The 26,225-nt window shown below is 34.1% G+C and carries 22 protein-coding genes and 1 pseudogene; 10 read left to right on the top strand and 13 right to left on the bottom strand.

The features are described from left to right. Window positions 1–165: 165 nt before the first annotated feature. Entirely contained in the window at window positions 166–1,041 is an 876-nt protein-coding gene (locus tag H0W64_11595; protein MBA3662367.1) for a DUF2608 domain-containing protein, read from the top strand. A gap of 98 nt (window positions 1,042–1,139) precedes the next feature. Here the strand turns inward: H0W64_11595 and H0W64_11590 are convergent, their stop codons facing one another. From H0W64_11590 to H0W64_11575, 4 genes are all read right to left on the bottom strand, one after another. Continuing rightward, window positions 1,140–1,934, bottom strand: a complete 795-nt coding sequence (locus H0W64_11590; protein ID MBA3662366.1) for an IS30 family transposase — start codon at window positions 1,932–1,934, stop codon at window positions 1,140–1,142. 801 nt (window positions 1,935–2,735) lie between these two features. Beyond that, window positions 2,736–3,215, bottom strand: coding sequence for a hypothetical protein (locus H0W64_11585; GenBank protein MBA3662365.1), 480 nt, complete (start codon window positions 3,213–3,215; stop codon window positions 2,736–2,738). 442 nt (window positions 3,216–3,657) lie between these two features. Further along, entirely contained in the window at window positions 3,658–4,341 is a 684-nt protein-coding gene (locus H0W64_11580; protein MBA3662364.1) for a helix-turn-helix transcriptional regulator, read from the bottom strand. Between the two features lie 32 nt (window positions 4,342–4,373). Continuing rightward, window positions 4,374–5,696 carry a hypothetical protein gene (locus H0W64_11575; protein ID MBA3662363.1) on the bottom strand — a complete coding sequence of 441 codons (1,323 nt, stop codon included), beginning with the start codon at window positions 5,694–5,696 and terminating at the stop codon, window positions 4,374–4,376. A gap of 309 nt (window positions 5,697–6,005) precedes the next feature. Here H0W64_11575 and H0W64_11570 point away from each other — a divergent pair, with 309 nt between their 5' ends. Further along, window positions 6,006–7,349: a beta-lactamase family protein gene (locus H0W64_11570; protein MBA3662362.1), complete on the top strand. Its 1,344-nt coding sequence runs from the start codon at window positions 6,006–6,008 to the stop codon at window positions 7,347–7,349. Window positions 7,350–7,485: 136 nt separating this feature from the next. Here the strand turns inward: H0W64_11570 and H0W64_11565 are convergent, their stop codons facing one another. Then, entirely contained in the window at window positions 7,486–8,661 is a 1,176-nt protein-coding gene (locus tag H0W64_11565; GenBank protein ID MBA3662361.1) for a hypothetical protein, read from the bottom strand. A 354-nt stretch (window positions 8,662–9,015) separates the two neighbouring features. Between H0W64_11565 and H0W64_11560 the strand changes: the two genes are divergently transcribed. Beyond that, a complete protein-coding gene (locus H0W64_11560) occupies window positions 9,016–9,354 on the top strand; it encodes a hypothetical protein (protein ID MBA3662360.1) in 339 nt (112 codons plus the stop codon). Between the two features lie 309 nt (window positions 9,355–9,663). Here the strand turns inward: H0W64_11560 and dapE are convergent. Both dapE and H0W64_11550 read right to left on the bottom strand, forming a co-directional pair. Then, window positions 9,664–10,361, bottom strand: a pseudogene (dapE, locus tag H0W64_11555) (succinyl-diaminopimelate desuccinylase). A gap of 178 nt (window positions 10,362–10,539) precedes the next feature. Then, complete coding sequence (locus tag H0W64_11550) at window positions 10,540–10,932, bottom strand: hypothetical protein (GenBank protein ID MBA3662359.1); 393 nt, start codon at window positions 10,930–10,932, stop codon at window positions 10,540–10,542. Window positions 10,933–11,241: 309 nt separating this feature from the next. Here H0W64_11550 and H0W64_11545 point away from each other — a divergent pair, with 309 nt between their 5' ends. Both H0W64_11545 and H0W64_11540 read left to right on the top strand, forming a co-directional pair. Then, window positions 11,242–11,601 (top strand): hypothetical protein, encoded by a 360-nt coding sequence (locus tag H0W64_11545; GenBank protein MBA3662358.1) that lies wholly within the window; start codon window positions 11,242–11,244, stop codon window positions 11,599–11,601. 226 nt (window positions 11,602–11,827) lie between these two features. After that, complete coding sequence (locus H0W64_11540) at window positions 11,828–13,288, top strand: hypothetical protein (protein ID MBA3662357.1); 1,461 nt, start codon at window positions 11,828–11,830, stop codon at window positions 13,286–13,288. A gap of 143 nt (window positions 13,289–13,431) precedes the next feature. On the opposite strand, the gene H0W64_11535 is transcribed toward H0W64_11540, so the two are convergent. Continuing rightward, window positions 13,432–13,824, bottom strand: a complete 393-nt coding sequence (locus H0W64_11535) for a hypothetical protein (protein MBA3662356.1) — start codon at window positions 13,822–13,824, stop codon at window positions 13,432–13,434. 410 nt (window positions 13,825–14,234) lie between these two features. Here H0W64_11535 and H0W64_11530 point away from each other — a divergent pair, with 410 nt between their 5' ends. Next, window positions 14,235–15,857, top strand: a complete 1,623-nt coding sequence (locus tag H0W64_11530) for an FAD-dependent monooxygenase (GenBank protein MBA3662355.1) — start codon at window positions 14,235–14,237, stop codon at window positions 15,855–15,857. A 607-nt stretch (window positions 15,858–16,464) separates the two neighbouring features. On the opposite strand, the gene H0W64_11525 is transcribed toward H0W64_11530, so the two are convergent. Further along, window positions 16,465–17,532, bottom strand: a complete 1,068-nt coding sequence (locus tag H0W64_11525) for a gamma-glutamyl-gamma-aminobutyrate hydrolase family protein (GenBank protein ID MBA3662354.1) — start codon at window positions 17,530–17,532, stop codon at window positions 16,465–16,467. 293 nt (window positions 17,533–17,825) lie between these two features. Here H0W64_11525 and H0W64_11520 point away from each other — a divergent pair, with 293 nt between their 5' ends. Both H0W64_11520 and H0W64_11515 read left to right on the top strand, forming a co-directional pair. Beyond that, a complete protein-coding gene (locus H0W64_11520; protein ID MBA3662353.1) occupies window positions 17,826–18,719 on the top strand; it encodes an NAD(+)/NADH kinase in 894 nt (297 codons plus the stop codon). Continuing rightward, the gene (locus H0W64_11515; GenBank protein ID MBA3662352.1) at window positions 18,719–19,486 is read left to right on the top strand and encodes a metallophosphoesterase; all 768 of its coding nucleotides are present in this window, start codon (window positions 18,719–18,721) and stop codon (window positions 19,484–19,486) included. Before H0W64_11520 ends, H0W64_11515 begins: the two co-directional genes overlap by 1 nt. 98 nt (window positions 19,487–19,584) lie before the next feature. On the opposite strand, the gene H0W64_11510 is transcribed toward H0W64_11515, so the two are convergent. Then, window positions 19,585–20,808, bottom strand: a complete 1,224-nt coding sequence (locus H0W64_11510; protein MBA3662351.1) for a hypothetical protein — start codon at window positions 20,806–20,808, stop codon at window positions 19,585–19,587. A gap of 471 nt (window positions 20,809–21,279) precedes the next feature. Further along, window positions 21,280–22,224 carry a threonine/serine dehydratase gene (locus H0W64_11505; GenBank protein MBA3662350.1) on the bottom strand — a complete coding sequence of 315 codons (945 nt, stop codon included), beginning with the start codon at window positions 22,222–22,224 and terminating at the stop codon, window positions 21,280–21,282. A 293-nt stretch (window positions 22,225–22,517) separates the two neighbouring features. Between H0W64_11505 and H0W64_11500 the strand changes: the two genes are divergently transcribed. Then, complete coding sequence (locus H0W64_11500) at window positions 22,518–23,321, top strand: hypothetical protein (protein ID MBA3662349.1); 804 nt, start codon at window positions 22,518–22,520, stop codon at window positions 23,319–23,321. A 27-nt stretch (window positions 23,322–23,348) separates the two neighbouring features. On the opposite strand, the gene H0W64_11495 is transcribed toward H0W64_11500, so the two are convergent. Beyond that, window positions 23,349–24,164 (bottom strand): alpha/beta hydrolase, encoded by an 816-nt coding sequence (locus H0W64_11495; protein ID MBA3662348.1) that lies wholly within the window; start codon window positions 24,162–24,164, stop codon window positions 23,349–23,351. 669 nt (window positions 24,165–24,833) lie between these two features. Between H0W64_11495 and H0W64_11490 the strand changes: the two genes are divergently transcribed. Beyond that, on the top strand, window positions 24,834–25,265 hold the full coding sequence (locus tag H0W64_11490; protein MBA3662347.1) for a GNAT family N-acetyltransferase: 432 nt from the start codon (window positions 24,834–24,836) through the stop codon (window positions 25,263–25,265). Between the two features lie 189 nt (window positions 25,266–25,454). Here the strand turns inward: H0W64_11490 and H0W64_11485 are convergent, their stop codons facing one another. Continuing rightward, complete coding sequence (locus tag H0W64_11485; protein ID MBA3662346.1) at window positions 25,455–25,784, bottom strand: hypothetical protein; 330 nt, start codon at window positions 25,782–25,784, stop codon at window positions 25,455–25,457. Between the last annotated feature and the right edge of the window lie 441 nt (window positions 25,785–26,225).

Raw genomic sequence — 26,225 nt, 5'->3', positions numbered from 1 at the left:
TAATAAACTTTACAGGAAGTTTATCATTTCATGCGGGGGCGGATTCAAACAATCAATGCAACTCACCTTTTGACGAAAATATCACTTTTATGCTTAAATGGCAGCCCTCAATATTAATAAAATTATTTTAGCTAGCTATAAATTATCCTCATTATAGGAGTTACCATGTTTCGAAGTGAATCCTCTATTGTAAGAGTTGAAAATGTATCAAAAATGGCGGAAGTAATATCCACTAAAATCTCTAAAGATAGGCTTGATCCTTCAAAAACTCTCATTTTAGTTGACTTAGATTTAACACTTTTCGATCGTCCAGGTATCATGAGTGATTTATACCCTGGGGAACGCAAAGAATTTATGGATTCTTTAGCTAAAACTGATCCTTCTTTAATTGAAATTGCCTATGCACAGTCACCGTATAAATTAATCGAAGAAGAAATGGCTGGTTATATAAAAAAACTAGTTGAACAAGGCTTCATTGTCTTAGGATTTACTTCACGCCGAACTGGTAAAGCTAAAGCAGATGCATTTTCTTCTGTTGAGGAAGATGCCTGCAAAAGTGTACAAAAAATAGGTGTTAATTTCTCTAAGGTAGCCACTCAAGAATTTGATATTCCTGAAAATTCGGTTCAATTAGAAAATCCAAATTTAAGACCATACGAAATTATAGGTAAACCAAAAATTTTTGGTGATAGTTTTGGCGCTACAACAATATTTACTGCCAATTATCCAAAAGGATTAATTCTTGAGTCTGTAGTTAAACATCTATCTTCTTTAGGAATAGAGATAACAGACATTATTGAAACGGACGATAATGTAAAATATTTACAAAATTTAAAAAATGTATGCGTAACAAATAAATTAAATTTCACTGGTCTTCATTATACTTTTGCACATGATCATAAACATGAACTGAATCCAGATGTTGTTGCTATTCAAAAAGAACGTTTAATTGATAAACGTGAGCTTATTTCAGATAGTTCGGCTCTTCAAGTTTTAGAAAACTCAAAATCACGACTATCTATGTCAAAATCATTTGCATAATTTTAGGTACCAAGCTCTTGTTCAGGGAGCTTGGATTTATTCAGGAATCACCATTATGTTTTGCACACTTCTAAATACTTCGTTTGGTGTTGCATAACTTAAACTTTTCGTGGCCTATTATTTAACTTATCCATAATTATTATAAGATCATCGTCGTTTACATCGCTAAAATCACAGCCTTTTCGCAAATATTGGCGTATTAAGCCATTTGTATTTTCATTTAACCCACGTTCCCAGGAAGCATACGGATGAGCAAAATAAAAATCTGCATTTAATTTTTTGCTAATGCTTTCATGATTAACAAATTCACTTCCATTATCACTCGTGATTGTGAAAACTAAATCAGAAAATTTCTTCAGCCCATCAACCGTTGCTTTGGTAACCAATTCTGCGCTTTTAGCTCTTACTTTTTTGAGCACTGTTTTCTTTGAAACTCTTTCGACAATCGTAACAATTGCCTGTCTGCGTTCTTTACCAATGATGGTATCAATTTCCCAATCACCTATTCTCTTTTTATCAGCAACAATAGCCGGCCGATCATCTATAAGCTTGCGATTTTTTATCGGGCCTTGTCGTTTAGGGCTGCCATAGCGTTTTCTATACCTTTTATTTTGATGTCGCAAATGCAGATATAATTTTCCGCCTTTTTCCTTATCTTTTAAAATAAATTGATAAATTCGTTCATGACTAATAGAAAATAAGCTGTGTCGGTTTGCATAACCGCAAATCTGGTCTGGACTCCAGTCTAGTAATAATTTCTCTCGAACAAATGCTTCAGCATCCTTGGTAAATTTTACTTCTTTATTTTTGTTTTTATGTCTTTCATCTGTGTAACTTTGAGCGTAATTTGGTTTGTATTGCCATGAACCTAGCTTTGTTCGAACGAAGGTAATATTTCTTTTAAATTCATAATCGGCGTAATTTTACAATAAATCACTGATTATTAATTGATCAAAAGTTGCGTTTATCATTTGAATTCACGGGAATCTCGTGTCAAGTGCATCATTGACCCTGCTAACTTTTTGATTTATTCGCCCAGGGATCTCAAACTGTGGATAACCAATCATTTTCATTTAGCAAAATGCATTAATTTTAGCAATGGAAAGACCAAGTAATTGTTCTCCACGGCAAGGAGAAAACCATTTAATTGCCAATAGATTGTTGGAATATTTCTTGCGGTGTTCTATACCCTAAACACTTTAAAGGTCGATTATTAATTTCTTCGATTAGTCGAGAAAGCTGTTTTTGTTTAAGTTTGGCAATATCATAACTTCTTGGTAACCAGGCTTGATGGTTTATGATGTAAACAAAATTCACAACTTTATTTATCTGAATTACAGAAAGGGAACAGCAATGGCCATGTAACGGTGGATGTATTGCCTGGTTGTTTAAAATAAATAAAAACAGGAATTTTACTTTTTCTTCTTATTTAGCAGGCGATAAGCTATTAATCAGTCGGCACTGGGCCCCTTATTTGGTTTAAACTCATCCGTTGTGTAAAAATTAAGTTTTGTGTGCACGTCATAAGACTCAACAATTTTTTAACTTAAAACAATTTTGCCCTCACGCTCAATTCTTTAGGATATCAACTACCGAACTTGCAAACCGTAAGAGAATTTTGCCTGCTTCGATGATTTTAACCTTTTTTATTTTCTAAGGAATACAACCGTCTGTATCGTACTGTCTATACAGCATCATTTTAGTTGATTCTGATGCACGTCATGGGGCTCACTATCTTTAATAGGTTTTTTTTGCTGATTCTTGCTGAAGAATAAATCGTTATTGCTATAAATCTTATTGTTTTGATTTAATTCTGATGTCTTTAAATGCTTATCAAGCGCTTCAATTAATTTGGTAACATCAAACACCACAAGCCAATCACAATTTTCTGGACCACGAATCGTATAATGTGCTTTGTCAACAGCATGATTTATTTTATTTCTTTGAAAGAATTCGATTAAATAGATGTGATAATATTTAATGGAAGTATTTATTCTGAGGTCACCGTCTTTATATTTTAGCTTTATATCGGGATCAATTAATAAGCTTTCTTGTAGATTAGGTTTTTCTAAATCATACAAGTCTGATAATTGTTCTTCTAATTTATCTTTAGTTTCATCTTCATCTATTTCTTCATCCGGTTCATTATTACTCATTAAATTATTATTTTGCATTATTATATACCTACTTTTGTTAATTAAGATTTTTCAGGACGATCAAGCAATTGATGATTTTATAATATTATTATTTGGGTCGGATAAAAATAATTTGAAATTAAAACATACACTAAAGTTAATGTCAGAAAATTTCAATGCTATTAATATTCATTGTTAATAAATACAGGATGATTATTACATCATAAATTTTGGTATTAGTAAAATGGTCGTCTTTTAGGCTAACTTTTGGCATTGCAAACATATATTTACCCTGAAAATCGCCTAGAATATACATGCTCAAGATGGCTAAATGATGTAGGTAAAATCTTTCAATTGGACTCTAACTAATTCTATTTGACACACAGCCCGCCCTTCCCTTTTCCTTGGCATGAAATGCTGTCTATTCTACGAGCGTAAAATTTGCCACTCAAATATCATCAATACCTAATAGATATCGGTATTAGATTTTGCCGGCAAACTTTTCAAATAATTGCTGGCTCGGAATAATATTTAAATAATGATTAGTAATCGCAATAATAAATAATTCTGATTTGGTGCGGCAGCCAAATTTATTTTTGATGTTTTCGATATAAGTTTCGATGGTACGTTTAGATAAATTAAAAAGTTCTCCAATGGATTTGGCAGTCATTCCGCGTAACACACAAAACAAACATTCTAACTCTCTGATAGACAAGTCAAAAGGATTGTCGAGATGATCCATTAGGTAATTAATGGGGGCGTCTTTTTCAGAGAAATTGTTTTGATCATAGTCATATAAGGTATGGATAAAATTGTTTTTAAACCATTCATGACATTGAAAAATCAATCCCGAAATTCGTTGGTGTCGATCTTGCAAAGGTTTTTTAATAAAAAAATAAAAAGCACCATCATAGGGTGAATTCGATTTATGAAAACTTTTGATTGTTACACCGGTTAATGCCAATTCATCATTGTTCTTATGGAACTTGTAAGCTTCATCACAGTAATCCAGGAGATCATAATCCGTTAAACCTGTAATTTTATCGGGTTCTTTTAATTGCAGTATATTGGCTAAGTTTTCATTACAACCAAGATACTGCCTATGCATATCTTTCCACCCAATATAGCCGGGCAATTGTGACATTAATTCATTTAAATTATACATAGCGTTACTCGAATAAAATAAGCCAGTGAACATTAATCATTTAGCATTGTCATTTTTTCAATCCAAACGTTATCGACCTTAGGAAAGTGCGCTTTATCACTTATATCATGCCATGAAGTAAGTAAACGATCACTTTTAAATAACATAGGGCGGTTGAAGCGATCATCCGCCATTTCGCCCATACCTGCAATATAGCAAACAGCATCGCTGCAATTGATATCCCTCAATTTAATGGAGTTATTCAACATTGTTGACGTAATTTGATAAACAAGAGGTGAAGCGGTCAATTGTACAGTTAAAATCAAGGGTAATAAACGCCCCCCCGTATGATAATCCCCTAAAGCAGCACATGAATGGGTTGTACAATTGACATGTTTAATCTTAGCTGCCACGAAACCTTTAGGGAATGGCGATGCAGGAGTGATCGTTTTCCATGTATTACCATCATCATTGCTTAACGATAGAAAAGGATAAACACCGCTCTCACCAGCAGCTAAACAGGAATGTTTTTTACAAAAAAGAGTGTTATAAAAACCAGTTGTAGTGGTGTTGGGGAAGACAGCATTTGGTTTAATTGAAAAACTACGTCCGAAATTTTGACTTACAAGCATCACCGGCGTCATTTCCTTATCATTTTTATAATATCCGACAGCAATAAAATTTAAACCAACAGCTTGCAGAGCTTTGATCCGTAAATGAGGCAAAGTAAAGGTATTAAGACGCCAGCTTTTGCCATAATCATCACTTATCATAAAATGATTTGCAACTTGGTTTCCAGTACTTACAATGCAATAATTTTGTATGCACGCGAGATCATGCATCTCTTCACGTGCACTGTTTTTGCTTAACTGAATTCGTGACACAAACCATGATCTGCCACTATCTTCACTTTTGATAAGAGGAATAATGTTATCATTTCCAGCTGTATCTTTAAGTAAACCTGTTGCAAAACAATGGTGACTATAGCAACTTGTATGATTTAAATGTCCTTCTAAAAAATTTACTTTTGTGCTTATACCGGTAATATAACGTACTTGCGACCAGTCACTTTCAGCTGTTTGACTTGTCATTAAGATAGGATGTGTAGCATCAGTAGTGCTAAAACTTCCCACACTAATACAATTTTTTCCTGAACAAACTGCTTGGGAAAAATTAATATAATCGCCAATTCCTTTAGGAAACCCATCGACTTCATAAACGGATGTCCAATGATCGTTGGCGTCATTGCGTAGTAAATAAATCCCCCTACTACCTTGATGGTTCGAATACGTCCCAAATAATATATTTTTGTCCGCTGCATGATTTACCGTGCTCAGCAAACCCGTGATGATGAAATATAGAAGTCTCTTTAGCATAGCCCTACTCTTTTTGTATGTGGTGCGAAAATATAGAGTACTAACAGTGCGTCTGTTACCGTATTTATACGGAGGGATCATGAAAAAATCTTAAATTAAACGCAACCGTCGCGAGATAGTTAGTGAAGAGCCTAAGGATATTGGGCATTGAGGAGCATGTTCATTGGAGAATGAATAGGACTAAATTTCAATTACATCAAACCTTTACGCATTTTTTATTTTACAAATGGCTCTTATATATAGTGTTATACTTTCAATATATTACATAATTTAACCCTAGAATAACTTGCTCAAGAGGTGGTTATTATAATGCAGAGATTACTGGGAATTGATGAATCAAAAATTAGAAAAGTCATGCAAGACGGTGAAATTCAATCTGTTTCTATTGCCGCAGGTACGGACCTAAACCATATTACTGCTATAGAAATTAATAATGATGACGCTGAAAAAACTGAGCAAGTCCTAGCAAATGCTATTTATGGTGCAGCCTCTTTAACCAAGCCTGTCTTCACTTATCTTGCTCTAACATTAATAGGTCAAGAGAATTTTCAATTAAATACACAACTGCATGAAATTTTACCGTTCAGAGATTTTTGCAACAAATTCAAAATAATATGGGATGATACAAAAGAAAATCAAGCGCGTGTTCAACAATTTAACCCGGACATGATTCTTTCGCATCAAACTGGCTTGCCAATCGGTTATAATCCCGCATCCGGACCTCTTAAATTTGATTTTGAGCCAGGCGAAGGATTTGGGTACTCAGGGTTACATATGATGTACTTACAAGAATGTTTAGAAATTAAATTTAAACTTCCCCTTGAAGCACTTGCAGAGCAATATGTTTTTAGACTCGCAGGCATGACCCACACGAGCTTTAATAATCCTATTGCTAATGCCGCTAATAGTTTACACACAACTGCGGAAGACTATGTGCGGTTTTGCCTACACTGGATGCATGACCAAAATCCAAATGTACAAGCTGCATTTAAAAGTAAAGTATCCATGCGCGATGACCCTTGGGCCGTACGAGAGGAAATCCCACTCAATACTTTAAATCATCTTGATTGGGGGTATGGTTGGGGCTTGGAAAAGAATGATGAAGGCGATATTATCAGTGCATTTCATACGGGGGATATGGGTGAGTGGAGAGCAGGTGTAAAATTAGATTTAAATGATAAGAGTGTTAAGGTTTTTTTCTCTCGATCTAACTTTGAAAATGGTCATTTACTTCAAGATCAAATTCTTGGGCGTAGTTATGCGCTAGATTATTTTTTTGATAAATTCAAATTTGCTCGAACACCTGATGAGCTTAAAGAAGATTGGAGAGTAAATCCGAGCTTTGGGATAAGAAAATACTGGGATATAACAGATGACCAAATGGCAAGAAGCTCTTTTGGCCAAGGTTCTAATACTGCTAAAACATTAGCTGAAGGCCAAACAACTACCGCTAAATTATTGAGCGGTGCTATCAAGCATCAGGCTACTTCCTCCTCAAAACAAGAAACCATTCCCAAAAAGAAAAATGATTCGGTGAATGATAAAGAAAAATCTATTGTTAGTAAATCTGAGGCTAAGTCTGATCAGGCAACAAAGCCCAGCTATCATTCTCCATCACCTTTCTCAACCAAATACAAACCCACTAAAAAATGAGATTTCATTGAAAATTAATGTCTAGCATCATGGTGTTAAGCCTTGCGATTATTTTTGATAGGAATTAAATGTTTACCCACTTGTACACCATTTCGATAATAGTCTGGTGAATTATGATGTCTTCCATAGTTTACTGCTACTTGGATGTTTTATTTAATCCAGATACTTTTTCGGTGCCAATTTCTTCTTGAAGAATAGAGTCATTTGCAATTTGAATGGGATTTCTATGCGCGGGAGTTTGTAGATAATTGGTATGACTTATAAAAATTAAGTCTTTTACAACAGGTGTTACCATACCATGATTAATAGTCAATTCAATTCTAGTCATTGCTTGTAAAACGGGTATTTTATTAGATCTATCTTTCAAAATTTTTTCATCTTCCTCATTTTCTGCATCAAGTAAACGAAATTTTTCTCCATCATGAGCAAGAGAAGAGCCCTTTTCATCTTTCTCGCACATACCATTTAGGATTGGAAAGTCTATATTTAAATCTAACTCTATTTTTCTTTCACCATTAATTCGCCAATTAAATACGCTTTTTGCAAATTGACCTGAAAGAATCTCGTCATAAAAATGATGATTTAGGAATGGTGGAAGAATAATAAATTGATTCATTACTTGACCACCGTTGTGAGCTAGCCAATCGATTAAAGTTTTTTTATCAGTATCATTATAATTAGCTTCCTCTACAAAAGTAGTGAGGTATTCTATAAATTCCTTTTGAATTTCTTCTTCACCACTTTGCGTAGATGCAAAAATCAAACCATTGAGTTGAACGGTGCGAGAAAAATCAACGATGGCTGTGGGCACAGCGCTTAATTTATTTTCTAATTCTGATCTCCATTCTACAGTAAGGTTTTTCAATTCCTCTTGTGAATAACTAAAAACCCATCCTAAGTTGTCATTCGGCCGCAATAATTTTAATAGTGTTTCATGAAGAGAAGTAAAGATAGGCTTATCAGAAGCTGGAAGAATAGATACTCCTTCATTTTGGCTAACATTCGCAACTCGATTTTGCCCTTTTAAATCCTTACCCATAGTCGTCGTTTTTTTAAATAATGAATATCCGGACGAAAATTTTAATTTCTCTATAAAAATTAAAGCTTCGCAAATGAATCTCACTGAATTATGTTGATAGTAAATTTCAGGATTGAGTTTTTCATCTAACAAACAGTAAATTGTCATGAGTGATATTGCAGTTTGCTCACTTTTGACCTGCATATTTTTAATTTTGGTGTTTTCCAAGATATTGTACAATTTAGCCAACCTAACATTATCTGGATTAGAATTATTGTCATTTGCCGAACGCATTTTTACCACACCCCTTTTTTGCTCTATATTATAAGTTTAGCAACTATCTTATTTTTTATAGGTTGAAACCGGCATCAATGACATTATTATTTGATTTTACTAATATTTGTTTATATGTTTTTAATTGAATCATGTCATAAGAAAAGAACCTTTTAACTAAACTCAAAGAGTCTAAGTATTTTTGTCAGCCTCAACTATAGCGCGAAACTTCCAGATGTAAAAGTTCGTTTCCTTCGTGGTAAAAACCCCGGCTTAGTGAACGTAAGTAGAGTTGCCTAGGCGGATTTTATTACCGTTCTTGATTTTTTAGCTTATTATAGGAAAATTTATTAATTTTTTTTACTGACCTTTCCCATGTACTTAAATGAAATCAAAGCAAGAATAGAATTTCTTAACTTAATTCCTGATGATTTATTTTTAACATTAAATTTTAATGAGTTTTATATGCCTGATCACGAATCAAATTTAACGCGTAAATTTTTAGAAGAAAAATTTGAATGCTATATAATGTGTTATCGGGCCAATACAATGGACAATCATTCCTTAAAAAATTTATGTAATCTCATTTGTCCCGCAACGCTTACACAAGATCAAGTCGCTGAACTTAATACACATGAATCTAAATTTAAAGGTATGGTGTTAGTAGCTTATGCAAAACCACTGAGGTTTTCAGCCTGTAAACAAATTGATTAAATATTCACTGGATCAACACTTTTATTGAAGGCTTACTCCGGAAAGAAATGCTTTACTCGAATTAAACCGTTGAAGAAAAGTTAAATGCTTTTGATGTTCGCAAAGTAAATCGAAAAAAAATAATTTAGACGCTCTATTCTTAAAGAATTATAGCTACCCTAATCTAGATCAACAAATCAAATTATAAAGTAAGTAAGATCCTAATATACTTGATAAAAATTAGACAGCGCAATGTAATGGGGACAAAATCTTTATCGATTATTTGAAAATTGCTAACGAAGCAATCTGTAGCTACCTATTCAATAAGATCTAGCCAAGTCTCCATTCAATATCATATTGCAGATTAAGTTTTTGCAATATTTCCTCTGTTTTTTGCTGCAACTGATTGGCGGTACTGGCGGTGGAAAAACGAAAATTAAATAAAGTATCCAGTTGTTCTGGTACTACATTTGTTGCCCCTACTCCACTATGGATGTTGGTACTTTGAAAAGTAGTTGCCGGAAAATTTTCATTACCTTTATCCCACTCAGTACTAGCCAATTCTTGTAAAGATGAAAGACTATTATGGATGGGATTAATTGTTAATTGAGGGTAGGCAACATGGGCTTGCTTGCCAAAAATGGATAGCTTGCCATGTAATGAACCGCGGCACCCAACACGAATCTGACCTCCTACTTTCTTTTCGCTACTTGCCTCTCCCACAATACAATAATCTATTTTTTCATTGCGTTTGGATAATATCTCCATCATTTTTTTTTGTCCCGTTCATGGCGGGGCCTTCTTCATCACTGGTATTAAAAACCGATTGTACCTTTAAAATCAGGATTATTTGTTACAAAGTTTTTTGCAGCAATAACCATTGCCGCAAGTGCTCCTTTCATATCTGTAGCACCACGACCATACAATAGACCGTCTCTAATTTCTGGCTGGAATGGATGTGATGCCCAATTTGTTTCAAGACCGGGTGGTACTACATCGGTGTGACCTGCAAGCTTCTTCACATTGATTTTCTCTCTTCGTAAGGAATGGCTTGCATGGGGTGCAAAAGATGTAAGCGTAAATCAGTATGAAGAAATGGTCGAGAAGTTAGAGCGCTACTTTAATGCGTTGATCCCGCGAAACGGGCCTGCCTCGTAAGGATTTATACGGGGTCGCGAGATGACAAACTCTACCTAGAACCAACGATTAAGGGCCAAAACGACGAGGGTAATCCGCCCTATACACAGGTTGCTGCTCAATTGTTTTTGGCTTGTTCCTGCAAAAGAAACGATGAAGATGGCCACTGTGTTTGTGGGGATGAGTTTCTCTAAATTGGGGATTGGCTTCTCTAAATTTTCTATTATTATGATGCACTAACCGCGCATCCTCAATACCTTCCTTTATTGCATATACGCCTACAGCAGGAAGTACGACTACCGCATAGGTAATAACCTGCGCTGTCCCTACAAAAACGTATCCAAGACCTATGGGGGGTAACCAAACAGGAAAGGTGCATATTCCCACAGGATTATGCGATAAACGTTTAGCTGTATTACCTAATTTTTCATAAGCAGTTGAAAAGAGATCATCTTCTGACATCTATATCTCCTTTATTTAATCAATTGTTGTTTATAGTTAATCAATAAAAATATCGGGATACAGTGGAATCAAGGCATGCATGGCACAAGGTTCAAAGTTGGTTATCCCACGTTCTTTCAAAATTTCTTCGTCGATAAAGAAATTACCAGTAACCTTACGACTGTCACTAATACGAATAAAGTTATTCTTATTTGAAAAAGAAAAGTAGCATGTGAATATGACTTCGTCAACTATTGGTGCGAAAATTAAAAACAGTTTGGAAATCCTTACGGAAATGCATGGAATCCTGAATCGGATTTAGGTAAAGGAATTAAAATTTCTCAGGCGACCCTACGGAGATTATTAAATGAAAACACAGACCCTAGAGCATCAACGTTAACTGTCATAGCTAGTTACTTTCAGATTACTGTGGATCAACTTCTCGGCAATCAGCCAATTATGAAAACAAGTAGTGGTGTAATAGATAAAAGCACCACCGTTTATTTACCTGTTTTTTTACTGGCGAAAACATCAGAATTGATTAAAATGCTAGATAAAGTAGTACCAAGTAATTGGTCTAAATGGGTAGATGTTGAATCTTCAATTAAAAAAACACGTTTCGCAGTAGAGGTTGCAAACAATTCCCTTACAAAAGAAAGATACTATTCTTGGAATTATTATCAAATCTAGAAATACTTTTGTGGAGTAATTTCTAGTGGAGTTGTTCTTATCGTTCCTTAATAAAATAATAATTTCACTAATACCTTTTGGCACAAATTAAATGAATCTTTATTTGTAACCAAAAAGCAATATCGTTTGCGATTGCTTGATTGCTGTCTGGAAACCCGGTAAAAATTCTTCTACTATTTAAAGATTTTGCCGAGATAAAAATAATAAATTATTCAGGACCTTACTCATGCTAAATCGTTCATATTTCATTCGACGCATCCATAGTCAGAATCAAGTGAGATGGGAGCGCAATCAATCTCATCAGTTAGTATCAAAGTTATATTCTAGCAAGGAAGCAAAAAACCTTTGCAAAGCCCTTATTGAAGATGACCCGTTAAATGGACACATTTATTCCACCCATGAGTCAAGGGACGCTAACAACCGTGGCAAATTCAGAGTTTTAGCTAATCTCGCGCAATTATATATGGGAGAAGAAGAACTGTATGAAAGTGATCACCCGTTAATCGCTATCGCCGAATTTTTAAATTTCACCCATCATTCATTTACTCATGAACAAGGGTACTGGCGTATTGAACCTATCTCAGATCCAATTCAGACAAATCTAAAGTCAGCAGTGCTAATGCATTCTGGACCCGGGCCTGGGAGCTCTCACATAGAGCGTAAAGTTTTTGACAAAGCCATGTTCGAATCATGGTCTGCGCATTTTAAACCTGAAATGCAAACTAAATTTAAACATTTATTAAATTACAATGTACGACAAGGTACACATAACACTGATTACTCTTTAAGTTGTAAAGAGCAGCCTGAATTTTTATTAAGTTTATATAAACTAGCTCAACATTATTTCCATGGTTATGGAATTGAGTTGCCAGCTATAACAATACAAGATATCAAGACAACAAGAATACCTAATATTACTAATATTTTTTGTGGTCCATCATCCGATCCCATCCAATTTTTTGGCAATATGTTTCTCCCTTTTCCTCTTCAAGATATGACCATTAACATGCGCAAATTTCACCAACAGGATATTCCCTTTAGTAAAATAATTGAATCCTTCACGAATCCTAAGTGTCCGAGCTACCTTACACTGGATTACGACCAAGATAAGCCTTCAGACGTGGAAATTGAAATGTTATCTGCGTCAATGCGAAAATCTGTATTTCCTGCAAACTTTAAATTAGATTTAAGTGAATCAAAGCTCTCATTAACCGATCTCGCGCCTTTAATCAAAGCTACTAGCTTTTTAACCTCGACATGTAACTTTGAATTGTGTTTAGCTAACCATATTTTTACTAAAGAAGATTTAAATGCACTTGTTTTTTTATTTGCGGTACCAACAATTAATGCGAAAATTTGTTTAGATTTATCTAACTGTCATATCAATAATAATAGCATTGAAGTAATTATAGAGGCTCTAACAGCAAAAATACTTCCGAAACATTTGCAACTTAAGTTAAGGCAAAATCATGAACTAACCCAACAAGGTGTGCTAAGAATTAAAAATGCCTTTGAAAAAATTCAAGATAATAATAACAATAATAAGAATTCTGTGAGCATTGATGTTGAAAGTCACAAATTAAATTTTCCTACAAAATTGTCTTTTTTAAGTCAGTTAGCATTGGCGGGCGATGAGAATGAGGATGAAGACTTTATCATACTAGATAAACTTCCCTATCGACTCTAGTTATTGTAAGAATTAAATACAACCGGAGTTTTATCGGTAATATTTTTAAAAGAGTTGAGTTTTAAAGCACTTCAAAGCATTGCCAGCAAAAAAAATTTACAACACTTGCTGGCAATTGCAAAGATAATCACTTACAACTAATCTTACACGCTACTCCATACGCAATTTATAACACTGTCTTTCTTGATTGGATTCTCATTAGCAAAGAATCGTAAGACAAGTTGATCCCCTACGTTGTTACTAGAATCGTCGAGAGTATAAACGCATCCCTTAGTTTTGAGTGAATAACCCTTTACTTTAATATATGCATCCAAAAAGATAGGATGATTTGAGGGTAAGTTGTTTGTCGCAGTATGTTTTTCTGGTACCTGTAGATCACCATAAGGCAGTTGCATCTTTGTTGCATAAATATAAACTTTAGCGTAGCTATCACCCTCTAAACTAGTTAAATCATTTTTTATCGTAAAATTACCTGCATTAGCTATCGACGTAATACAAAACAATGATACTAGGCTTAGCACTTTATTTGCTTTCATGATAGATATCATCCTTGCGTTAGATTTGAGTGATTTTGCCTGAATTTTCTGGTTGTCTTCACTCTTCAGCCACGATGTTAATCATTTCATTTAATTTTCACAAGGGGTGAAAGATCAATAAATTAATTAGATAAAATGATTATAAGCATACTAAGAACGAGCCTGATTATATCTACATAATGAATGATTTAAATTTAAGAAGTGCATAAGATAAAATAGTTATTCCTTTCTTATTCGTCGCAGGATGAAAGTCTAGGGCTAGACTATCGCTTCACAAAAACAAATGAACGACCCTTTTTTTTGAACGAGTTTATGGGTATGAGTGGCGCGAAAGATTGAATGGTCTATAATAACGCCTTCAAGTAAGCTAAATTTTACCCATTCAATTGGTTGATTAATAAGAAAAAATTATGAAAAAAAACATTCCAGTACTCATTATTGGTGCAGGGCCTGTGGGCCTAAGCATAGCTTTAGCCTTAGCTCGTCAAAATGTTTGCTCTATTGTCGTTGAAAAACATTCTGCACGTACGCAACATCCTCGTGCTCGTGGCGTAAGCATGCGGACTATGGAGCTATTTAAACAATGGGGAAATATTAACGAATTACTGAAGTATGAATTTCCCAGAGAAGCAATAAGGTTTATTTGGTCTGAATCTTTGCAGGGCAAAGAAGTAACGCGCGTGGAAATAAAAAGCGAAGCAAGTTATACGCATGGCCCTATTGGCGCTAGCTTTATCACACAAGATTGTGTGGAAGATTATTTACACCGTACTTTGCGAAATCATCAACAAACAGAAATTCAATTTTCCAAGGAAATGATTTCCTTCGAAGAAAATGATACTGGCGTAATGGTGCGGCTGCTCAATCGAAAAAATGATCGGGAAGAATTTATTCAGGCACAGTATGTTGTTGCAGCAGATGGCGCACGCAGCGTCATGCGTAAACAATTAAAAATTGAGATGGAAGGACCCGACAATTTAGCACGGTCTTGTAGTGTTTATTGCGAATTTGACATATCCCAATGGACAAAGGATCGGCCTAGCGTCGGATTTTTCTTTACCGATCCAAAGCTACTCGGTCGTTCTTTGTTTACTGCCTACGGTAAAAATCGCTGGATAGTGGGCTTAAATCTTAAGCCAGAAAATGTAAAAGAAGATTTTACAGACGAATATTGCCTTAATGAAATACGGCGTGTTCTTGATATTCCTAATCTCCATATTAAGATCATCAATAAAAGTTTTTGGACTATGGCTGCGCAAATCGCGAAAAAATATCGTCATAACAGAATATTTTTAGTAGGTGATGCCGCACATCGTTTACCCCCTACCGGTGGTTTAGGAATGAATACTGGCATTGCCGATGCACATAATCTTGCTTGGAAGTTGGCATTTGTGCTTAATTATCATGGACCAGATGCATTGCTGGATACTTATTATAATGAACGTGCACCCATTGCTAAACGTAATATTGAATGGAGTACCGAAAACGCAAAACGATTTTTTGATATTTTTAAAGCCATTCATGCTGGTGATGATGTAACATTAAAAATAAAATTGCATGAGCAACAAAAAAATCTTAATTATGAAGGTTTAGATTTAGGTTTTATTTATCATTCCAACGCTGTATTGTCTGAAAGCGATCAAGCGCTTAGTGTGCTGCCCGATCAATATATACCTACCACATTACCTGGAAGTCGCGCGCCTTATGTGCAATTAATTAAAGATGGAAAAAACATTTCAACCCTAGATTTATTCGAAAAAGTTTTTGTTTTGTTGATTGGCTCTGATGGCGAAGCCTGGCGGATTGCTGCAAATCAGTTAGTTAAAACATTGGCATTTCCATTAGTAATTTATAAAGTTGCTCCCACTGGAGATTTAATTGATCCAGAGAATATTTGGCATGATATCTATTGTATATCAACAAAAGGTGCTGTCTTAGTTCGACCTGATGGTCATGTAGCTTGGCGTAGTCAATCGATGATTGCAAATCATGATGTTGAATTAGAAAGATGTTTTGGTTTGCTTTTGAAATAATTTTTTAGTACGTAATTATAGCTAGTTAGAATAATAAAAAATACATCGATTGCTCACTCCGTTACTGCCCAAAGTACAAAATACCAAATTCATTAGGGCACCTCAACCCAAATGGGTTAAATTCCGCATAAGATGATCTAATCATTAAGAAGAGCTTGGATTAACGAAAGAAGGCAATCTCCTCAATTATTAATTATGGGGAAGAGAAAGACGAAAGCTTGATGATCTCTCGCTTTTTGGCGTATCTTTTCTTCCGGGTTTCCATTTAGAAAAGAAAGTTATAGGACTAAATAATGAATTGGCATGATCCATGTTCTTTTGTTTATCTTGAAGTCTAATGATTTCTTTTAAATGCCCATGCTGATTGCTGATTGCTGATTGCTGATTGCTGATTGCTGATTAAAGGATGCAGCATTGCTAAGTCGTTAAAAAGATGTGTTTACCCGAACTCTTACTTAATCATGATAAGAATGCTTTATAAAAATCGTAATTGACGTAATTAGGATAATCGAAGTCATTTTGGTATTAAATTAACTAAATCGTAAATCCCAGTGAATCTAGGCTATTCACTAAAAATTTTTGTTTATATATTACAAATGTATTTGTGTTATGGTTTATATCTGACTTCTATAACAGCAGAGTCATCCTTTTGAGTTTCATCAGTTCTTACTTCGGTGAATATGCTTCTGAGAGTAGGCTTTACATTTGTACCACTGGTAAAGTGATAGGCTTGTTCATTTTGTGGGTCCTTAGTTTTATTACGAATATCATTCTTAAATTGATCAAACTTAATTAATTTTTTAGTTTGAAATGTTTGTGCTGCTTGTTTGAATGCAATAAATAGTCTTAAGCTAATTTCAATGTCATGCTGGGTCTCAGGGTGATAGCTAACTGCGCGGTAAAGTTTAGAATACATTCCCACCACACTTACCTCTGGATGAAACTGGAAACTATATATTGGAGCTCCATATTTGGCTTCCATACCCTCAATATTAAAATTTGCATCATTTGCAACCGCAACAACTGCCATAGAGTCGTCTTTATTATTGATTAAACCCTTACCGCCATATTCAGTTACAGCTTCTTGATGTGCACCAAAAAAATTACCGCGCACTGTTTTTGAATTCTTATAGCAAATTTTCGCAATTTCGGAATTCTTATCAAATAAAATGCTCGCATAAGCCATGAAGCCTTGTTGATCAATATCATCCTCAGATAAGTCAGCAACCTTACCTCCTAAATAGATATTAATAATTTGATGACCACCGCAAACAGCTAATATAGGTATTCCTCTTTGCATAGCCACATGTATTAATGCCATTTCAGCTATGGCTCGTGCCAGATCAATTTGTTGATCAGCAGATAAATTTCCACCAAAAAGTCGGGGATCAATAATTGCATGATTTCCTGGCAAGATTAAACAGTCAGCGTCTTTCAAATAAGCCCATGCACGTCTTTTGGAATTCGCGACTACTTTAAATACCAAGTCATTATTTATAAAGATGGAATCTAGATTGTCTTGAGGCGGAGTTATTTTTCTATAATCAGCTAATGCTACTGTCATATCCAACTTTTGCATTATAACCTGAATAAGCGAATCCGCAGTCGCGCCACCTATCTCATGGTTGTAACTGACAACTGCGAGGAGCGGGTTTGAAATTCTTGATTTAGACATATTTTATACACCACATTTTTTTTAGGAATTATAAATCATTGAGATAGCTATTTTCTTATGGAAAACTTAATGACAAATCCAAAGGGAGGTGAATTGAACATATTAAACACTCATGTTAGGTCCTGATTAAGTACCCGGGATGCCTTATAAACACGCTCAAAAAAGCTCGGATTGAAACGTAAGTGTTTGAGCATGAACATAAAATCTTAAACATGAACGAAATAGGGCGTAGGTAATATTTAAACGTGCCTTAAAAATTAATCGAGCAAACAGGTATAATAAATAAGGTGCACGTGGGTGGCTTAGCAATGAAAATCGCAATTATAGCAAATGCTAAAAGAGCGGATTCACCACTCTTGGATAAGAAAAAACTTGATCTATTAGCTAATGAAAATGGACTTTCTTACGATCTGTATATTCCTAAACCTAAAGAAATCGAGTCCTTGATAAAAGAACTTTTGCAAAAAAATTATCATGCTTTTTTAATTGCTGGTGGTGACGGAACTGTACGGACCGTAGTGCAAGTTTTAGCTAATTATGAAATTCCTATTGCGATACTACCACTCGGTACATTCAATTATTTTGCCAGAGAATTAAAATTTCCTCCCGATATAGAAAAACTTTTTAAATATATTAAGAATAATAAAACCAAACGGGTTGATATTGGTGAAGTTAATGAGCACATTTTTATTAATCATTCCTCAATTGGCTTTTATTCTTATATATTAAAATTAAAAGAAAAACATAAAAACTGGCTAGGAACGAGTAAGCTATTAAAAATTATATTTACATCTGTGCTTCTCATGCGAAAAATACCGATCTATAACCTCAAGATGATTGTCGATGATCAACTTGTAACCCACAGAACTTGCTTAGTATTCATTGGTAATAATTATCATTTCACCAATTTATTAGACTTTGGCGAAAGAAATTCTTTAACGTCTGGATATTTAGCTGTTTATATTTTAAGGTGTAAAAATCGTTGGGAAATGTTGAAATGCATATTCAGTATTGTATTTAATCGTTTTGATAAAACCACTTACTTAACCCAATTTATTACTAATGATTTAATTATTTCTTCTCAGACAAATCAGCTTAATGTAGTAATCGATGGTGAATTATTTAAATTAGCAATGCCATTACATTATAAAATCATTAGTAAAAAACTTAACGTGGTCACGCCTTAATGCCAAAAATATTGCATCTATCTGATCTTCATTTTGGAACTGAAACCAAAGCCATGTTGGATTTGCTCTTAATGGATCTTGAACAAATCGAGCCTGATCTTATCGTCATCAGTGGCGATTTTACTCAGCGTGCCTTACACTCACAATTTCGTTCCGCTCAACAATTTTTAAAAGTACTGGATAAAAAAAAGGTTCTATGTGTCCCAGGCAATCATGATATTTCTTTACATAATCCTTTTGAACGTTTTTTTTACCCTTTTGAAAAGTATAAACGATACATTTCCAAGACGCTTAATCCTCAGCTTGAAATTCAAGGTTTAGCCATATTGGGGGTTAATTCTGTTACTCCCTTTAAATCCATCCAAGGAAAGATTACAACTGCGCAACTCAATGTAATTCACAATTATTTTCGTTCCTTCCCAGCTACTACCGTCAAAATTGCTGTTATGCATCACAATTTAATTCGCTCTGATCGCCATAAAATTATTTCCAATTCAGAGGAACTTATTGCGACCCTTGGGGCTAGTAAAGTTAATTTAGTTTTATCGGGTCATTTGCATTATGCATGCTATGAGCAAATTGAAAGAGATTCCTTCGCTCATCCTCTTTACGTCGTTACTGCCGGAACGGCAGTATCAAGACGTTTACGGCAAGGACAAAATTCTTATAATATTCTACAGATTGATTCCAGTTATTGTAAAATGTCTGTGAGAGTCTATGATAAAAATCAATTTATTACTTTTAAAGAAAATGAATTTAATTTATAAATGCTTATATAGTAACGATGCCGATGCTAAGGTGTAGTAATTTGCCAAATTAAATGACGTAATTGTTTGATGATCTTCAATGAATTAAGTGGGGAGCGTTAGGAGCGAAACATTCTCTTCGATGGTGTTTTTTCAGTAATCTTTTCGGTAAGTATTTTGTTGAATTCCTCGAATTCGACAGGAGTTTGTTTTTTTTGATTTTCAATCAAATCAATTATACTTTGCGCTTTTTCAGTTGTTACCCAGCCATCATATATTCCACCTATACTTACCCAATGTTGATTACGATTTCCAGAACGCTTATCTAATACATCTTTAATTATTGTTTGTAAGTACCACATTAATGCATCTATTCTTTGATCGGTTTCCTTGTAAGGTTCTATTCTGCTCTCATCAGGATAATAAATTACAATAGGTAAATCCTTGTTGAAAGTTTTATGAATTAAATATTTACGCATTTGAGCCAACTTTAGACTTTTGATCTTTTCTTTTCTAGTGTTTATCGTCTGACTTATTAAAATACCGCTTAAGCCTTCTTTACTTAAAGCTGCCAATACTTCATTCCAATTGAACTTGCTTTTACCAATATGTTGTTGAAATTCCTCTAGGGTTCGATAAGATATTTTTGAACCGGACTTAGTACTTCCCTCAACTTGAGCTTTATAGTTACATACTATTTCATAGTTAGTTGATACCCACGAACGACTATAGCTATACATATCACGATTGAATAATGCTTTAATGACACTTTTATTGATGTCAAAGCAAAAAGCTACTACATTGTAACAATCACTCATAAATAATCGTGTATTTAAATCCGGAGAAACTAAGGTTGTCGATAGTTTTTTGGTATGTGTATTTGATTTACTAGCAAACATATTTAGATGGTTATATGGATTTAATTGGATAATTTCACCGCGCAAATGAATATATTTATAAGGTCGATATTCTAATGCTTGCAGTTTATCTCTAGGTTGTCTAATAGAAGGTCTGAATTTATAATCAGATAGTTGTTTTAATAAAATTTCTGTAGGATCAGTACTTGCAAAACCTCGGTTGGATGGTAATGTTACTTTAGCAAGAATTTGGCCTGCCTTTAATTTCTGCATGAAATCAATACCCAGCTGGATCTTTTCATGGGTAATTGGTTTTGAATAATTAGTCATGGCCGCCGTTAAAAAATCCATTTCAGTAGACTTATTATCTAAAGAGTGTGGCCCGCTACGACTCATATTTCTTTGGAAAATATAAGAGACTAGTGATCCGCTCACTATGCCAATCAAAATATATTGTTTAGAGGGCGTAAAAAATTTATTTCTCATATAGTTTTGCAGACAAATTAAACGTTATTATTTTTTATGAAGGAAGTTTATCGCATTAAGCTTAAGGTTAAATTAAACTTGACGAGGTATTGACGATGGGCCAATGAGACATGAGTATAAAACTTAAAATTCCACTTCAGTTGGTCTAAGGCTAACCCTCAAGTATTAGATCCTTAAGGAAATTATGCGCAAGCAGCCACTCTTAGCGCCTGTTTTACAGTTTAGCCAAAAAATATTGATCTCATGAATGATGAAAAGCATTAAAGCCTATCTAGCTTGCAACGATCGCACTAATACTTTAGAACTCTTTTATGACTTTATTATCATTCAAAATACCCGCTCTATTGTGGACTAAAGCCAGCTGGTTGATGCGCTAATAAAGTAAAAAATTTATTTTGCGAGTTTTGAAGTTTTCGCTTCATCGTATCTGCAATCAATGATGGCCCTGCCCTCCTTAATGAATGTGAATTACTATAAATAAGCCTTGAGTTGTTCGAGAGAAAAATTACCACCACTTAAAATAACTGCAACTTTTTTCCCCTCGATATGTGGTATTTTTTCAGAAATCACGGCAGATAAGGCACAGGCAGAAGCAGGCTCCACAAATATTTTGTCTTTTTCTAAAATATCTTTTAATGCACGGATTGCTTCTTCATCGGTAACCGTCACTATCTTATTGACATAATTTTTAACAATTTCAAACGTTCTTTCTGCTACTTTAGAAACGCCTAAACTAATCGCAACCGAGGTAATTTTTGGAAGGGCAACAATGTGGCCAGCTGCCAGACTTTTAGACATAGCATCTGCTCCTATTGTTTCGACACCATAGACATTGATACTTGGGTTAAAAGACTTTGTATACTGCGCTATACCAGAAATAAGTCCACCGCCACCCACAGGTACGACAATGACGTCAATGTCAGGAACTTCTTGTAATAACTCGTAGGCGATAGTTGCTTGTCCTGCGATAATGTCATCATCATCAAATCCATGAACATATACATAGTTAGGATCTTGGGTGTATTCAGCAACTTTAGCGTTTAATTCGTCCATTGTTGTGCCATGCACAATCACTTTTGCTCCTAACGCTCGTATCATATTGATACGAGATGGTGGTACAAATTCTGGTACAACAACCATTGCCTTCATGCCAAATTTTTTGGATGCGAAAGCGACGGCTAATCCATGATTGCCGGCAGAAGCGGTAATAATAATCTTGTTTTTATTAGGCATATTTATAATTTTGCTAAATGCGCCACGTACTTTGAAAGCATTTGTATACTGAAGGTTTTCGCATTTAAAAAATAAGTTGCTCTCAGTTTTTTCATCAAAGTATGGTGAAGTCAAAACGGGTGTTTTTTTAATATGAGGAGCAATTCTTTGATAAACTTCCGCTATATATTCGTGATACTGCATGCAAATCCTGCCCTTCTCTCAATATAATTAATAAGTAAGATGTACTATCAGTATCTTGCACATCTACCTCAGTTAAACCAGCAACGATGATTTATTGTTCATCTTTTTCTTTGTATTTAATATGATGGCTTCATTGATGTAATAATTTTTAATAGAGATTGCTTAAAAATCATTAACTTTTTAAAATGCATCAGTTGTTCAAGGTAGGCCATCTTTTCTACAAACTATAATTAAAATAGGAATAAATCTTCATGACTAGCGTACGCTCGCCCCACGATGAAATGACTACTGGAATGTTACGAACGCTATTAGACTCAGAAAAAAACATTATAGAAAAAATAATAAACAATCGATATTCGATAGAAGAAGCGCAAACGCATAATGATTTTTTAATTCGATCTTTTAAAAATAAAAGTTATTCCTTTGAAAATACCGAAATTTTTAATTTTATTTGCAACATCATAACCGCTAATAAAAAGATGTTAAACGATCATCATCTTGAAATAAATTTAAAAATTGAAGAAATATTAGTGCCATCTTGCCTATACTATCAATTTCAAATAGCCCACATGGATACTCCTAATCATTTACATGCAATTGGCATCATTAATAAGCCTGATGGCAATATTCCTTTCTCTATTTTTAATCTTTCAAATATAAGAATTAATTATGGAGATAACCCTATAATAAAGTTTGGTCCTAGTTCTTGTACTGCCGTGGAGCAGCTTGTGATCTATGGTCTGCAACCCAGTGAATACCTAGCATTTGAAAACAAGTTTAATGAGTTATTACGAAATAAACAAATGGAATTCAATGAAGACTCTCTACAGCATACGGCGAATTTAAATTATCACTACATTATTGATGAAAGTAATCTAAATGATAAAACTAAATCTCTCGTTTTAAGTTATCTGGAAACTAGTGATACTCAAAGTATTGCAAAAAAGATATTTGAGTCTATTAAACAACAGCGCAGAGCGAATGCTTCAGTGGCCTTACATTCCATTTATAAGAAATTTGAAAATAAGCCAACGGGTCAAGACACATCCTTATTTTCAAGTCCGCAGATGGAAGCTAAAAAATGCAAATTGATATAACGCTTGGGTTTACCTAGTTGCTTTTTCTTAGATTAATGACTTATTTAATGCATTTATGAAAAAATTTATTTCCTTCAACACAGAAAATTTATCTTCCATAAGAGAATGGCCAACATTAGGTAATTGAACTTGAGAGACGCTGGTTAGCAGCTTTGATGCCTGATTCATGTCAGAATCAGTAATTAAGCTGCCTCGTTCTAAGCAACCGCGGATAACTAAAACTGGACAAATTATTAATGGGAATAATTCATTGATCGAATATTCTCGAAAGGTGAATTCAAATTGATCAAACATTGCAACAAGCATGTCAGGATCGCAAAGACTTAAACTTTCAGCAAAATGATCATCTTTTAACTTTTTATAAATATTTGTAATTTGATTGGTGCGTAACCACTTAATAATTTGATCGGCGAAATCACGTTGACTATCAATAAGATTTCGAAAACTTTTCATTGAGATAGGCGCATCACCTATAATAACTGCTCGTACTAACTCAGGATGATAAGCGGCTGTCATAATTGCAACCACTCCTCCTAATGAATTTCCGAAAATAATTGTGGGTTTTTTTATATGCTCTTTGATAAATAAATATGTATCTTGTACATAATCCTGGACGTTATAGGAAATTGTCCGACCTGATTTACCATGACCTCGAAAATCAATAGCATACACCCTGAAGTTGGTTATTAAATCAGAAATAATTGGCAGAAAAGATTGCCAGCGACTACATCCTCCATGAAGTAATAAAATATTTGAACCATTAGCGGGTCCTTCGATGTAGTTTATATCTACAGACTGGCATCGGAATATTTGTTCATTTATTAGTTTCTTATCTCTAATCATATCAGAAGCCCTGTTCATAAAGACGTCTATAGCTATTGAATAATTAAGCATTTTAAGGATCTATTAACGTTTTTTTAATGGTGATTGCGGTTTGGCGATAATTTTGCATTTAAAATACGCTGAAAATCTATACGAATCTTACCATTTCCATTTTCAAATGCATATTTTTTGATATGGGAATGTTAATCATAAAAAAACATCTGCACCAACATGATTTTTAATCTTTGTCACGAGTGAAACAAGTAATATAAAATTTATTTTTCTTATTCTAATCCTGAAATGAAACTAAACATTAAAATTAATCAATAGACAGACGAGGATATGCAAGTAAAAACGGCAAAGCATTTACCTTAGTTGATACAAAGAACTTACAGATATGGCAGCATGACAATCAATCATTCCGATTTTCGTAGCTTTCATCTTTCCTTGGACAGGTAATTACAGACTAGCAGAGACTTGAATGCAAAATTTAATCTTGCATTGCTTTTCTTCTTGGGAAAGAGATCTAAATGAATATTACGAATGGACTAATCTTACAATACCTAAAAAATATTTTACTCTCAGAATGCGACTGATTAAGCTTGTGTTAACTATAAATAGATTAAATAATAGGCCTAGAAAAAACTTAAGATATTGCTATGTCAAACGTTTTGTTCAGAGGGATTACAAATGAGTTATACCATTAATTTTACAGCTGAACCTTCGGCCCACGAAGTTGGAACTATTCATCAAGGATTAGAAAGGCATGCAAAGCAAAAGATTGGTAAAACTTCTTTTGAACCTTTTGGATTCATGGCACATGACAGTTCTGGAGGCTTAATAGCCGGTTGTACCGGCGTATTAATGTATGGATATTTATATATTAAATTACTTTGGGTTGATGAGTCAGCCAGGGGTAAAGGACTTGGCCGTAAGCTGCTTCAAAAAGCTGAATCCTTTGCTAAAGATAATAATTGTCGTTATATAACTGTTGACACTTTCAATTGGCAAGCTAAAGAATTTTACGAAAAAATGAAGTATAAAATTGAACATATTTATGATGGATATGACAGCGATAGTACATTTTATTTTTTTAGAAAAAAACTTTGTGATCATCTTTAATTTAAAGAGGCAGATGCACTTATTTATTGAATCTGCCTCTCATCGATGCAAAATGAAATTCCTGTAAGGCAAGTTTACATTCATTTAAAAAATCAAATGTGAAACTAGCTTAAAGTGCATTTTTGGATACCTAATCTTTTGTTTTATTTATTTTCAAATATATAAACTATGAATACTCAGTTAAAATCATTATTTTTTAGTGGTAAAGTAAACACATTTGCCGCCATACGGCAATCCATAAGCAAGAGCAAATAGTTTATCTTGGATAAAATCCTTAATTTCCCAATAACATTCATATTCGTTACCAATATAATTTCTAACTTTACTATTCAGTTTAAATGGAATTTTATAAATCGTGTTATTAGGGGGGATTGAAATTCTGTCGCCATCTTCTTTCACAATGGTAATAGAAGACCGTGAAAGGTTATAAACATCTAAATTAACCGTATCGGCATATAAAGCAGACATAAAAATGTTTAATACTGTAAAAAAAGTTACAAATTTAATAACTTTTATCATTAAGACTCCGTTAACGAGAACAATAGTATACAAACATAATGACAATGGTAGGCGAAGTTACACTACTTAAAATAAAAAAGCTATTCTTCTAAGAGTCCTTAATGTCATGCACACTGAAAAAAAAATGACCGAGTCAAATTGAAAAAACACTAATTAAACACAACATTTAATTTAAAGAAGTGATTTTATCAGCGGCTATCCATTTTCTTTCTGCAATGCAGCAAAGAAGTGATTCCATCTAACAGCTTATTAGGTCAAGCAGTAGTTATAACATCACTTTAAGCGAACGGCATTCAAACCGTTTGTGATGTGAAGTTTATTGTCTATGGGGAGCAGGATATTCAGTACTCATATTGCAAAGGAAATTGGGTAGTAACCGAGAAAAAGTTGAAATATTCGCAAGTGCTTTCCTCTGTAATTAGACTACACCTTTAGTCTTTT

It is taken from the genome of Gammaproteobacteria bacterium (assembly GCA_013816845.1).
In the GTDB taxonomy this organism is placed as follows: domain Bacteria; phylum Pseudomonadota; class Gammaproteobacteria; order DSM-16500; family DSM-16500; genus Aquicella.
This window is presented reverse-complemented; position numbering and strand designations above follow the sequence as displayed.